The 12,591-nt window shown below is 45.2% G+C and carries 12 protein-coding genes; 9 read left to right on the forward strand and 3 right to left on the reverse strand.

Annotated features, from left to right (window positions below; genetic code table 11):
• Positions 1-176 precede the first annotated feature (176 nt).
• The 7 genes from ABE547_RS09695 (at position 177) to ABE547_RS09725 (ending at position 7,202) form a co-directional block, all read left to right on the forward strand.
• Positions 177-1,577, forward strand: coding sequence for a solute carrier family 23 protein (locus tag ABE547_RS09695; protein WP_347378583.1), 1,401 nt, complete (start codon positions 177-179; stop codon positions 1,575-1,577).
• Between the two features lie 22 nt (positions 1,578-1,599).
• Positions 1,600-2,391 (forward strand): FAD binding domain-containing protein, encoded by a 792-nt coding sequence (locus tag ABE547_RS09700; RefSeq protein WP_347378584.1) that lies wholly within the window; start codon positions 1,600-1,602, stop codon positions 2,389-2,391.
• 2 nt (positions 2,392-2,393) lie between these two features.
• Positions 2,394-2,852, forward strand: a complete 459-nt coding sequence (locus ABE547_RS09705; RefSeq protein WP_347378585.1) for a (2Fe-2S)-binding protein — start codon at positions 2,394-2,396, stop codon at positions 2,850-2,852.
• Between the two features lie 4 nt (positions 2,853-2,856).
• Entirely contained in the window at positions 2,857-5,148 is a 2,292-nt protein-coding gene (locus ABE547_RS09710; protein WP_347378586.1) for a molybdopterin cofactor-binding domain-containing protein, read from the forward strand.
• Positions 5,141-5,740, forward strand: coding sequence for a nucleotidyltransferase family protein (locus ABE547_RS09715; protein WP_347378587.1), 600 nt, complete (start codon positions 5,141-5,143; stop codon positions 5,738-5,740). Before ABE547_RS09710 ends, ABE547_RS09715 begins: the two co-directional genes overlap by 8 nt.
• Before the next feature lie 141 nt (positions 5,741-5,881).
• Entirely contained in the window at positions 5,882-6,340 is a 459-nt protein-coding gene (locus ABE547_RS09720) for a type II toxin-antitoxin system antitoxin SocA domain-containing protein (protein ID WP_347378588.1), read from the forward strand.
• A gap of 91 nt (positions 6,341-6,431) precedes the next feature.
• On the forward strand, positions 6,432-7,202 hold the full coding sequence (locus ABE547_RS09725) for a hypothetical protein (protein ID WP_347378589.1): 771 nt from the start codon (positions 6,432-6,434) through the stop codon (positions 7,200-7,202).
• Positions 7,203-7,334: 132 nt separating this feature from the next.
• Here ABE547_RS09725 and ABE547_RS09730 read toward each other — a convergent pair whose 3' ends face one another.
• From ABE547_RS09730 to ABE547_RS09740, 3 genes are all read right to left on the reverse strand, one after another.
• The gene (locus tag ABE547_RS09730; RefSeq protein ID WP_347378590.1) at positions 7,335-7,865 is read right to left on the reverse strand and encodes a hypothetical protein; all 531 of its coding nucleotides are present in this window, start codon (positions 7,863-7,865) and stop codon (positions 7,335-7,337) included.
• 21 nt (positions 7,866-7,886) lie between these two features.
• The gene (locus tag ABE547_RS09735) at positions 7,887-8,477 is read right to left on the reverse strand and encodes a hypothetical protein (protein WP_347378591.1); all 591 of its coding nucleotides are present in this window, start codon (positions 8,475-8,477) and stop codon (positions 7,887-7,889) included.
• A 69-nt stretch (positions 8,478-8,546) separates the two neighbouring features.
• Positions 8,547-9,047: a hypothetical protein gene (locus ABE547_RS09740; protein WP_347378592.1), complete on the reverse strand. Its 501-nt coding sequence runs from the start codon at positions 9,045-9,047 to the stop codon at positions 8,547-8,549.
• Positions 9,048-9,311: 264 nt separating this feature from the next.
• Here ABE547_RS09740 and ABE547_RS09745 point away from each other — a divergent pair, with 264 nt between their 5' ends.
• Positions 9,312-11,189, forward strand: coding sequence for a nucleoside-diphosphate sugar epimerase/dehydratase (locus tag ABE547_RS09745; protein ID WP_347378593.1), 1,878 nt, complete (start codon positions 9,312-9,314; stop codon positions 11,187-11,189).
• A gap of 110 nt (positions 11,190-11,299) precedes the next feature.
• Complete coding sequence (locus ABE547_RS09750; protein ID WP_347378594.1) at positions 11,300-12,583, forward strand: DegT/DnrJ/EryC1/StrS family aminotransferase; 1,284 nt, start codon at positions 11,300-11,302, stop codon at positions 12,581-12,583.
• Positions 12,584-12,591 lie beyond the last annotated feature (8 nt).

Here is a 12,591-nt window from a genome sequence, read left to right on the forward strand (position 1 = left end):
ACGCCCCATATCTGATGATTTATGTCAATTCAGAAACCATTCTGAATAATGACCGTTTTTTCTCTCCTTATATGAGGAGAGTTATCCACATCATAGAAAAAAATCATTTAACAATTACCTATTATTCTCTTTCTGATATAATGATTATGCATAAATGAAGGAGGATTATTGTTATTATGGATAAGAGTAAGGAAAGTACAGCAGCTGTGATGGGAAGTCCTTATGAATTTGAAGGTAAGTTACCGTTAAAACAGGCAATTCCGTTAGGGCTTCAGCATGTGCTTGCGATGTTCGTCGGTAATCTTACGCCGATTCTGATTATTACTGCAGCGTGTGGGTCAGAGGACTTTGCTGCAATTCAGGTATCGTTATTACAGAATGCAATGCTGATCGCGGGAATCGTAACACTGGTACAGTTATACGCGATCGGTCCGGTCGGAGGAAAGGTTCCGATCATCATGGGTACGAGTTCCGGATTCATCGGTGTATTCCAGAGTATTGTAAATATTATGGGAGGCGGAGTCGTTGCTTATGGGGCAATCATGGGAGCCAGCCTGATCGGCGGCCTTTTTGAGACGGTTCTGGGAGCGTTTTTAAAGCCGCTTCGGAGATTCTTTCCGTCGGTTGTAACGGGTACCGTTGTACTGGCGATCGGATTGTCGCTGATCGGTGTCGGTGTCGGCTCTTTCGGAGGAGGCTCTTCTGCCAGTGATTATGGATCTGCAGAGAATCTTTTGATCGCGCTGGTGGTGATGATCGTGATTCTGGCTCTGAAGCACGGAACGAAGGGAATGACCAGTTCTTCCTGTATCTTATTTGGAATTATTGTCGGATATATCATCTGTGCGATCCTGCCGTTATTCCTCTCTACAACAGCAGTCAACGCAGAGGGTGTGGAATATACAAAGGCATGGGTACTCAACTGGGACAAGGTAGCACAGGCAAAATGGTTCGCAGTTCCGAAGTTTATGCCGGTGAAGCCGGTCTTTGACCTGCGTGCGATCCTTCCGGTTCTGATCATGTTCGTGGTTACGGCAGTTGAGACGGTAGGAGACATCTCCGGCTGTATCGAAGGTGGTATGAGCCGGGAAGCAACTGATACAGAACTGTCAGGCGGAGTTATCTGTGATGGTGTGGGATCTTCTTTTGCAGCACTCTTCGGTGTGCTTCCGAATACATCCTTCAGCCAGAATGTCGGTCTTGTAACGATGACGAAGATTGTAAACAGATATGCGCTCGGCTGTGGTGCAGTATTTCTGATTCTGTGCGGACTTCTGCCGAAGCTTGCCGCACTGGTATCCATTATGCCGCAGTGTGTGCTTGGCGGAGCTGCTGTCATCATGTTCTCATCCATCGTTATGAGTGGTATTCAGCTGATCACAAAGGAACCACTGAATGCGCGTAGCATGACGATCGTATCCGTTGCGCTTGGACTTGGATATGGAATCGGTGCAAACAGTGCGATTCTTGCGGCACTTCCGGAGACAGTCAGACTGATCTTTGGCGGTTCCGGAATCGTACCGGCTGCATTTGTAGCGATTATATTAAATATTCTGCTTCCGAAAGAGGAAGCATAAATACATCCGGAGGTTGGATTATATGATTTCTTTTCAGCAATATGTCAGGCCCGAAAGCCTGGAGGAAGCATACGAGCTGTGCCAGAAAAAGAATAATGTTGTGATCGGAGGTATGCTGTGGCTGAAGATGCAGAACGGCAGACGGGGAACGGCCATCGACCTGTGTGATCTTGGACTGGATCAGATTGAAGAGACTGCAGAGGAATATCGGATCGGTGCCATGGTGTCTCTTCGGACACTGGAACTGCATGAGGGACTGAACACAATGACCGCAGGGGCACTCAGAGAGGCAGTCTGTCATATCGTAGGTGTACAGTTTCGAAATGTGGCTACGATCGGCGGAAGTATCTATGGACGATTTGGCTTCTCTGATGTTCTGACCCTTTTTATGGCACTGGATGCAAAAGTGGAATTATATCATGCGGGAGTCATGAGCGTAAAAGAATTTGCGGAATATCCAAGGGAAAAGCGTGATATTCTGGTTCGGGTCATTGTTCCCAGGACACCCGTGCGTACGGTTTATCTGTCAATGCGTAATACAGAGACGGACTTCCCGGTCCTGACCTGTGCACTTGCAGAGCGTAACGGGAAGTACACCTGTGTGATCGGAGCGCGTCCGATGAAGGCAGTTTCCTTTGATGATGAGAAAAAGATTCTTGCAGGTGGTGTGACGGAAGAGACGGCTGCTGCATATGCCGGGGATATTGCAGACAGAGCAGTATTCCAGAGTAATCTTCGTGCAGGAGCCGAATATCGTAAGAAAATATGTGAAGTGCTGGTACGTCGTGCGGCACTTGCACTTCGGGAGGTTTAGCCATGAACATAGAACTGACGCTGAATGGAAAAAAGATCTCTTCGGAGATAGAACCGGATCTTCTTCTGATCGATTTTGTCAGAGCGCATGGATGTGCCTCTGTAAAACGTGGATGTGAAACTTCAAACTGTGGGCTGTGTACGGTGCTGATGGATGAAGTGCCGGTGCTTTCCTGCAGTATTCTGGCTGCAAGAGCACACGGGCATGTGGTCCGGACACTGGAAGGGCTTCAGGAAGAAGCAGAAGAATTCGTCGGATTCATTGCAGATCAAGGGGCAGAGCAGTGCGGCTTCTGCAATCCGGGATTCGTTATGAATACGATCGCACTGCTGCGGGAGAATCCGGATCCTTCTGATGATGAGATTCGTGCATATCTTGCAGGAAATCTCTGCCGCTGTTCCGGATATGAAGGACAGCTTCGCGGAATTCGCGCATATCTGAACTGGAAGAAGGGGGTGTAAACGCATGGAACAGAATTTTAAAAGTGTAGGACAGCCTGTACGAAAGAAGGACGCCATGCAGCTCCTGCTGGGGAAACCAGCTTATGTAGATGATATTACCCCTTCCGATGCTCTGGTGGTAAAGGTGCTCAGAAGTCCTCATGCACACGCATGGATTGAAGAGATCAAGACGGATATTGCGATGAAGGTACCGGGAATCGTTGGCATCTATACTTATGAAGATGTGCCGCAGAAGCGCTTTACCATGGCCGGACAGACGTATCCGGAACCATCTCCGTATGACAGACTCCTGCTGGATCAGAGGGTGCGTTATGTAGGAGATGTTGTGGCGATCGTGGCAGGTGAGACGGAAAAAGCCGTAGACAGAGCCCTGAAGATGATCAAGGTAAAGTATCAGGTGCTGGAGCCGGTGCTGGATTTCCGAAAAGCAAAGGACAATCTGATCCTGGTGCACCCGGAAGAAAACTGGGAGTCTCTGTGCCCTGTGGGAGCAGATAATCAGAGGAATCTCTGTGCCAGCGAAGTGTCTTCGGACGGAGATGTAGATGCGGTGCTGGCGGATTGTGACGAGATCGTGGATCATACGTATCATGTGAAAGCCTGTCAGCAGGCGATGATGGAAACGTTCCGTACATATACGGAGATCGACCGCTACGGAAGACTGCATGTGATCAGCTCGACACAGATCGTGTTCCACTGCCGCCGTATCATAGCCACTGCACTGAACATTCCAAAGTCAAAGGTACGTGTGGAAAAACCACGGATCGGCGGAGGCTTCGGTGCAAAACAGACTGTGGTGGCAGAGGTATATCCTGCCTTCGTTACCTGGAAGACAAAGCGTCCGGCGAAAATGATCTATACAAGAGAAGAATGTCAGACGGCAGCCACCCCGCGTCATGAGATGGAAGTTCATGTAAGACTCGGTGCATCAAAGGAAGGAAAGATCCGTGCACTGGATGTCTATACCTTATCAAATACAGGTGCTTACGGCGAACATGGTCCGACGACGGTCGGCCTGTCCGGACACAAGTCCATTCCGCTGTATACAGGAGGACTGGAAGCACACCGTTTTGCTTATGATGTTGTATATACGAATGTTCAGGCGGCAGGTGCTTATCGTGGATATGGTGCGACGCAGGGAATCTTTGCACTGGAGAGCGCGGTAAATGAACTGGCGGCCCGACTTCAGATGGATCCGATCGAGCTGCGTATGAAGAATATCGTGCGCGAAGGCATGGTCATGCCGGCGTACTACGGAGAGAAGGCAGAGGCATGCGCACTGGATCGCTGTCTGGAGAGATGTAAGGAATTGTTCCATTGGGATGAAAAATATCCGGTACGGGACATGGGCAATGGCAAGGTTCGTACTGCCGGAGTAGCTCTTGCGATGCAGGGATCCTGTATCTCGAATCTGGATGTAGGGTCAGCGACCGTGAAGCTTGGAGATGAAGGGTTTTATAATCTGATTATTGGAGCTGCCGATATGGGAACCGGATGTGATACGATCCTTGCACAGATGGCAGCAGAATGTATGGGATGCTCCGTCGATGAGATCGAGGTCTATGGAGCGGATACAGATTCTTCCCCTTATGATTCCGGATCTTATGCTTCCTCTACGACTTATGTGACCGGAAAAGCAGTGGAGCTGGCCTGTGAAGAGTTAAAAGAAAATATGTGTAAGATTGCTGCAGGCATGATGGATTGCAAGGTAGAAGAAGTGGAATATACCGGTGACGGTGTCCGCAGACTGGATGGCACAGGATTCATATCCAGATTCGATATTGCTACTAAGTCGATGGCTAATAATGAGATTGCAGTTCAGACAACGGCAACACACAGCTCTCCGGTATCCCCGCCGCCTTATATGGCCGGAATGGTAGAGATCGAGCTGGATAAGGAGACCGGAAAAGTCGAGATTCTTGATTATGTGGCAGTTGTGGACTGTGGTACTCCAATCAATCCGAATCTTGCAAGGATTCAGACCGAAGGTGGTCTGGTGCAGGGAATCGGAATGGCACTTTATGAAAATGTAACATACTCGGATCAGGGACGGATTCTGGAAAATTCCTTTATGCAGTACAAGATTCCGACACGTCTGGATATGGGACATCTGAAAGTGGAATTTGAATCCAGCTATGAACCAACTGGTCCGTTCGGTGCAAAATCCATCGGAGAGATTGTAATCAATACACCTGCTCCGGCACTGGCACATGCGATCTATAATGCAACAGGAGTATGGCACCGTACACTGCCAATCACTCCGGAGAAGATTCTTATGGAGCTGGAAGATGAATAAATACATTATATATCTGGCGGCTGGCAACAGCCGCCGTTTTGGTTCAAATAAATTATTGCATCCATATAAAGGAAAACCATTGTATCGCCATGGACTGGATATGATACAGGAATTCTGTCGCGGACGAAAGGACTGTTCGGTACTTGTCGTAACCCAGTATGAAGAGATCCTGCAGCAGATGATGAAAGAAGGGATCCCTGTGGTATACAGCCCGGATAGTTATAAGGGAATGTCATATTCCATAAAGGCAGGAATCAAGGGACTTGGGGATGAGGTGTCAGAAGAGGACTATCTGATCTTCTTTGTAGCAGATCAGCCCTGTCTGTCGAAGATGACACTGGAACGACTGATCCGTCAGGCAGATCTTCCGGATCAGAAACCGGAAACAGCATCCGTGACATTCCGGGGAAAGCCTGGAAGTCCCGCGATGTTCTCCGCACGGCTGATACCGGAACTTCTGGAACTTCGGGAAGACGAAGGCGGACGAAAGGTCATCCGCAGGCACGCGTGTACCTGCGTGGAGGCAGAAGATGAGAGAGAGTTAATGGATATCGATAGTGTTCAGGATGCTCTTTTGAGACGTTGGGATTGAAGAGTTGCCCATTAACCATTTAAATAATAATTGTTTCAAAATTCCTGAAAATTCCTGTACCAACTTGAAAAAGTTATTGTATAATATAAGTGGAAGTGGTATACTATTAAAACTATTATTAATTTTTATGGAGGGATGCATATGGAAAAGACAATGTGTGTTGCAAAGGCTTTATACGATATGTATTATGAGCAGAGTGGTGTGCGCATGGATGAGATGAAGATGCATAAACTTATGTATTTTGCACAAAGAGAATCCCTCATGTATAATAATGAGCCTTTATTTGATGGCACTTTTTATGGTTGGAAATATGGACCAGTATTAAAAGCTGTTAGAAGCGCATATATGTCTGATACATTGTTATCAAAATCATTTGAGAAAGTATCTGATGATACTATGAAATTACTGAAAAGCGTCCTTGAAAGATATGGTTCATTGTCGTCATGGAAGCTTAGCAGTTTATCACATGAAGAGTTTTCGTGGAAAAAAGCCAGAAAAGGTTTGGAAGCTGCCGATGATGGTGATGTTGAGTTGTCACTTGATGCTATGAGGGTGGATGCCACAAGAGAACTGATGAATAGAAAAACCGCTATGGCATAAGGGAGGTATTACAATTAACGTTGGAGAAAAACGAAATTATTTTCGTGAGTTTAAATGCGAAGTATTGACCTCCAAACCGGAAAACAAAGAGTTGATAAGTGGATTTGTTTCGAAAAAAGTAAATAATACGCTTGAAACATACCTAAGAGATGAAGACAAGGCATGGACAGAAGATTTGGATGGAGAAACAAGAGTATATCTTGTTAAAGATAAATCCGGAAGCATTGCCTTGTTTTTTTCTGTAAAATGTGGACTTTTGGTTGGAGAAAATTTAGAAGAAAAGTTATCAGAAGAATATCAAGAGTTTGTTGATGCAGTTATTGAGGTTAAGAAATCTAAGGATGAGAATGTTATAAAGCAAATGTATGATGCTGGTATGTCGATGTATGGAGATGAAGTTGATCGTTTGTTTGAAATAGCAGAACATAGACTTGATACCAAAACCGAATCAATAGAAATAGGTCAATCTGAAAATACAATTAATGTTCCAAATTGCATATCAGCAATAGAATTAAGGCATTTATGTAAGAATGAAGATTTTATTGTGCCGGAGGAAGTTGATATTCCTTTGGGATTTGGCATTTTTTGGGAGATAATTGTTCCTGTTATTATTGATATTACTAAAAAAGTAGGATGTAAATATGTTTATCTATTTGCTGCCGATAAGACCGAAGGACAAAATGAAATTGATATGAAGAAACTAATTTCACATTATAAGAACAACTTTAAATTTTCAGAATGTGATGAAGGTATTAAATTTGTGAAACCTGAGTATGATAATCATTGTTACGGATTGATACAACGAGTATCAAAGTTGGAAAGCAACCGAGAAGCTATTTGGCATGAGTTCTCAGATATTTAGATTTGCAATTGTAGGGGAAGAATTGGTCTTCTCCTATTTTTTTAGTAGTTGCACATTTGAAGAAACTACAAATAAAAAGAAAGGCATCCCCCAAGCTGCGTATGGCTTAAAAGATACCCTTCTGTCATCGAATTATTCCACTAGTGAGATCCCAAATGTCATCGTTCCTTTATATGGAATCCCCGGTTCGAGGTTGATGCCGGTTCCCTGGCTGACCGGTTTTGCGGTATATGTAACGGTTCCTGCTTCGATGAAGGAAGCAAGTTCCGTGCCGGTTACGGTATCCTTACCGGTGGTCTCGATCACGCTGCCATCCGGTGCAATGAGCTGATAGCGAAGAACGCCGGAGTAGGATGGCTTGGATGTCTTGCCGGTAAGTACCATCTGGTTGCGATAATAGTCGGTTCCCGCGATTGTCACGGAGATCCGTTTGTCACCAAGATATGAGATGTCGGATGCAGTTATGCTGAACGGTGTTCCCTCATCAGATAAGGAGAGGGTTGTCGGGATCAATATGGAATAAGTAGGCGTATTCTCTTTCGTATAAGAAAATTCCGTAGATGCCTCCGTGGTCTGATCCGCAGCGAATACGGTACCCGGAGCTGCGGTGCAGACGAAAACTGCAAGTGTGGCAAAAGTCACTAATAAGTTTCTAAATCTCATATATCATGTCTCCTCTTACTGTTACTGGTTGGCAGGAAGATTCTCTACGCTGACGGTAAAGTTGATCGCACCCCACCAGTAAGGCTTTTCTGCTGTCTTGGTATCTTCCAGAGGAGTTACGCGGTAGTACTTTGTAGCGTCTTCTGTAAATGCAAGTACTTCCTGATCAAAGTCTGTCAGAGCAGCTCCATAGGATCCGTCAGAAAGCTTCGGCTGTACATTGTACTTCATAAATTCATATCCACAGTACAGGTTGTACTTGTGATCGTCATCACGATAAGCCTTCGGGAAAGAAGAAGACCAGGTGTCACGAACTTTTACAGAGAGATACTTGTTGTTCTCTACCATGTTTTTGACATTGGATACTTCCACCCATACGTCTGTACCGTCTTCCTGCATGTTCAGAGACTGTGGAACCTTGATCGTATAGGCCGGCTTCAGTGCGTCTTCATACTTCAGAGACAGGCTGAAGTCTTCCGTAGAGTTGCCGATTCTTGTCCATTCCACGGTTCCCGGCTGGATACCCGGTGTTGCTGCGTGAACCGCTGTTGGTGCGACTGCTGCTAATGTAAGAGCAAGCGCAAGCATAGATGTTACCATTCTTTTTTTCATGATTCATTCCTCCTTCATATTCAGGTTGTATATCTGATGCAGGCATGCACCTGCATCTTTTTAAGGGGATCAACCCTTAAAAACGTGTAAGGTAGTCTCAATGTCAGACCCGTTGTAGGATGTCTTTCCATCCGGAGAGAACGTGTTGATCCGGATGATAAAGTTGTAGTCTCCTTCGTCCAGAGCCCTTGATAGCTTCTGGCTCATGATGGCCTTACCGGGCTTTACCATATCAGAAGTGTAGAGAACTTCGTCTGTGTCCTTCAGAACCAGCTGAAACTGGAACAGACACTGGTTGGATTCGGGATTGGTCAGCACGATGTTGGCAGTATCATTACCTGCTTTCATAGAAACGGTGTCATATCCCGGCATGGTGATGTATCCCTCTTCAGCGTCCGCGTCCATGTCATCGCTCCAGTCGACTGCATCCTGGCTGTAAGCAGGAGTGCCGTTCTTCCATTCCAGATACTGCTGGTACAGGAATCGTCCTGCGATCGCAAGCAGGATGACAGCGAGAACGGAGCAGACGATCATCAGATGTTTTTTTCTATTACTTGCTCGTGTTTCCATAAGAAATATTCTCCTTTGCAATATTTGATCGATGTAATCTGAATTATAGGGACACATTATTAAAAACAGAGGAAAAAACGGTTAGAAGCGAGTGAAAATTCTGTAAAATCTGTAGAACGAAAATGAATCGTCTTAAATGAGGGACGAACAAGAGGAGAAAAGTTGTAATAATCTGTACAGCATATTCCCAAAAACTGTGGTATAATATGTACTCAGACCAATAAAAATCAGAGATATATATTGTAAAGATATAAAGGAAAAGTTATGGAGTATAATACAAGGAAAGAATTTAATTATCAGCTCCTGATAAGAAGAATCTGTCTGATCATTCTGGATATCGCGTGCATGATAGGTGCGTCTGTGGCGGCACTGCTGACAAGATTTGAATTTCAGTTTTCTTCCATTCCGGAGGAATTTCTGGATGTGATTACAAAATATGAGATTTATTTCATCATTATTACATTGCTTGTATTTCTCGTTTTTCGCATATACAGCAGTCTGTGGGAATATGCCGGTATAGAAGAAGTATTCGGTATCATATTGGCATGCCTCCTGTCAGAGCTGTTTAAGATAGGCATTATAGCGGTTACATGGAGTGTTATGCCGAGAAGCTGGTATGTACTGGACGTCCTGTATCTGATGATCCTGATCGGCGGCAGTCGCTTCGTCTACCGTATGGCTCGCATGCGCAGGCATAACCGTGCATTTCCATGGAGAAAGCGCAAGCGTGTCATGGTGATTGGCGGCGGAGAAGCCGGCAGAGCCCTGATCGCGGAGATACAGAACAGTCAGTATCTGAATCAGCAGGTATGCTGTATCATTGATGATGACCCGGCAAAACAGGGAAAATACATCAAAGGAATCAAGATTGTGGGAGGCCGCAATACGATCAAGTGGAATGTCACACGGTATAATATCCAGCAGATCATTGTGACGATTCCATCGGCGGGAGCAGCGACGCTTCGCCCCATTCTTGACATCTGTAAGGAGACAGAATGTGAACTTCTGATCATTCCGGGGGTCTATCAGCTGGTCAACGGAGAAGTAAGTGTAAGCAAGCTCCGTCCGGTCAGCATCGATGACCTGCTGGGAAGAGAAGAGATCCAGGTGAATCTGGATGAAGTCATGGGTTATGTCTCCGGAAAAGTGATCATGGTTACCGGCGGCGGTGGCTCTATCGGAAGCGAACTGTGCAGACAGCTTGCCACACATCATCCGAAGCAGCTGATTATCTTCGATATCTATGAAAATAATGCGTATGACATTCAGCAGGAACTGCTGAGGAATCATCCGGAGCTGAATCTGGTAGTACTCATCGGTTCTGTGCGGGACGGAAACCGGCTGGAAAGCATCTTTAAAAAATACCATCCGGAGCTCGTCTATCATGCGGCAGCACATAAGCATGTGCCGCTGATGGAGGACAGTCCGAACGAGGCCATTAAGAATAATGTCCTTGGTACATACAAACTGGTGGAGATGGCAGATCGCTTCCATGTGAAGAAGTTCGTACAGATCTCTACCGACAAGGCGGTCAATCCGACCAATATCATGGGTGCTTCCAAGCGTATCTGTGAGATGATCATTCAGACCTATAACAAACGGTCTGAGACAGAGTTTGTAGCAGTTCGATTTGGAAATGTTCTGGGAAGCAACGGAAGCGTGATTCCGTTGTTCAAAAAGCAGATTGAACATGGGGGGCCGGTGACGGTGACGCATCCGGACATCATCCGTTACTTTATGACGATTCCGGAGGCTGTGTCTCTGGTGCTTCAGGCAGGCGCCTATGCAGAAGGCGGAGAGATCTTCGTCCTGGATATGGGTGAGCCGGTCAAGATCCTGGATCTGGCAAAGAATCTGATTCGTCTATCCGGACTGAAGCTGGGGCAGGATATCGAGATTGAATTCACAGGACTTCGCCCGGGAGAAAAGTTATATGAAGAACTTCTGATGGATGAGGAAGGCATGACAGACACGCCGAATAAACTGATCCATATCGGACATCCGATCGACGTGGATGAGGATAAACTGTCTTACGCACTCTATGTGCTGGAGAACGCAGCAGAGCGTGAGACGGATGATATGCGTCTGATCGTGGAGAGTGTGGTTCCGACGTACCATCCGAAGACGAGAGGAAATATATAATCTTATGAGTAACTAAATATTTCTTATAAATAGTAAATATCCTGTTTTAGAAGAAAAATATTGCAATTTGGTTTATATATGGTAGATACTGTGATAAAGTGTGCTTAGTGATGAAAAGGAAAAGAGAAAACATGGAACCTTTTGAAAATAAGATATGGCTTTCTTCCCCGACGATGCATGGTGATGAGCTTAAGTATATGAAAGAAGCATATGACACCAACTGGATGTCGACCGTTGGTGCCAATATAAATGAAGTGGAACGCATCACTTGTGAAAAAACAGGATGCAAATATGCAGTTGCGCTTTCTTCCGGAACGGCGTCTCTTCATCTTGCGGTGAAATTGGCGGGAGAGGCTTTATATGGCAAGCCGGATATCGGACATGGCGCTTTGGAAGGAAGAAAGGTATTTTGTTCGGATATGACTTTCGGTGCGACGGTTAATCCGATTGCATATGAAGGTGGAGTCCCCGTATTTATTGATACAGAATATGACACCTGGAATATGGATCCGGATGCTCTGGAGAAGGCGTTTGAAATCTATCCGGAGGTAAGAGTGATTGTTATTGCTCATCTTTATGGTACGCCTGGCAAAATTCATAGAATCAGAGAAATCGCAGATGCTCATCATGCTCTGATAATTGAAGATGCTGCGGAATCTCTGGGAGCAACTTATCGAAATAAGCAAACAGGTACTTTTGGTGATTATAATTGTATTTCGTTTAATGGAAACAAGATTATTACAGGTTCATCAGGAGGAATGTTATTAACTGATAATAAAGATGCTGCTGAAAAAGTACGTAAATGGTCTACTCAAAGTCGTGAAAACGCTGCATGGTATCAGCATGAGGAACTTGGTTATAACTATCGTATGTCAAATGTAATTGCAGGCGTTGTAAAAGGTCAATATACATATCTGGAGGAGCATATCGCTCAGAAAAAAGCAATCTACATGAGATATAAAGACGGATTAAGGGACTTACCAGTTACTATGAATCCTTATGATTCGGAAAACTGTGAGCCTAACTTTTGGTTGAGCTGTATGTTAATTGATAAAAATGCCATGTGCAGGCAGGTTCGATCAGATTCTGAAGCTTTGTATATTCACGAACGAGGGAAGACTTGTCCTACAGAAATTCTTGAAGCAATTGCAGCGCTTAACGCGGAAGGCCGTCCAATCTGGAAACCAATGCATATGCAGCCAATATACCGTAAGAATGGTTTTGTAACTCGTGATGGGAATGGAAGAGCCAGAACGAATGCCTATATTGAAGGCGGCGCGGCAGATGTAGGTATGGATATCTTTAACCGGGGACTGTGTCTTCCAAGTGATAATAAAATGACAGCAGAACAGCAGGAGATTATAATCGAAGCCATTAGAAGGTGTTTTGAATAAAGAATGAG

This window comes from Dorea sp. YH-dor226 (assembly GCF_039832105.1).
GTDB lineage: Bacteria > Bacillota > Clostridia > Lachnospirales > Lachnospiraceae > Dorea_A.

Bases quoted from the DNA above. Each gene is read 5' to 3' on its own strand.
- ABE547_RS09695 (WP_347378583.1), top strand. From the start codon at position 177: ATGGATAAGAGTAAGGAAAGTACAGCAGCTGTGATGGGAAGTCCTTAT.
- ABE547_RS09710 (WP_347378586.1), top strand. From the start codon at position 2,857: ATGGAACAGAATTTTAAAAGTGTAGGACAGCCTGTACGAAAGAAGGAC.
- ABE547_RS09740 (WP_347378592.1), bottom strand. From the start codon at position 9,047: ATGGAAACACGAGCAAGTAATAGAAAAAAACATCTGATGATCGTCTGC.
- ABE547_RS09735 (WP_347378591.1), bottom strand. From the start codon at position 8,477: ATGAAAAAAAGAATGGTAACATCTATGCTTGCGCTTGCTCTTACATTA.
- ABE547_RS09720 (WP_347378588.1), top strand. From the start codon at position 5,882: ATGGAAAAGACAATGTGTGTTGCAAAGGCTTTATACGATATGTATTAT.
- ABE547_RS09730 (WP_347378590.1), bottom strand. From the start codon at position 7,865: ATGAGATTTAGAAACTTATTAGTGACTTTTGCCACACTTGCAGTTTTC.
- ABE547_RS09700 (WP_347378584.1), top strand. From the start codon at position 1,600: ATGATTTCTTTTCAGCAATATGTCAGGCCCGAAAGCCTGGAGGAAGCA.
- ABE547_RS09705 (WP_347378585.1), top strand. From the start codon at position 2,394: ATGAACATAGAACTGACGCTGAATGGAAAAAAGATCTCTTCGGAGATA.
- ABE547_RS09715 (WP_347378587.1), top strand. From the start codon at position 5,141: ATGAATAAATACATTATATATCTGGCGGCTGGCAACAGCCGCCGTTTT.
- ABE547_RS09750 (WP_347378594.1), top strand. From the start codon at position 11,300: ATGAAAAGGAAAAGAGAAAACATGGAACCTTTTGAAAATAAGATATGG.
- ABE547_RS09745 (WP_347378593.1), top strand. From the start codon at position 9,312: ATGGAGTATAATACAAGGAAAGAATTTAATTATCAGCTCCTGATAAGA.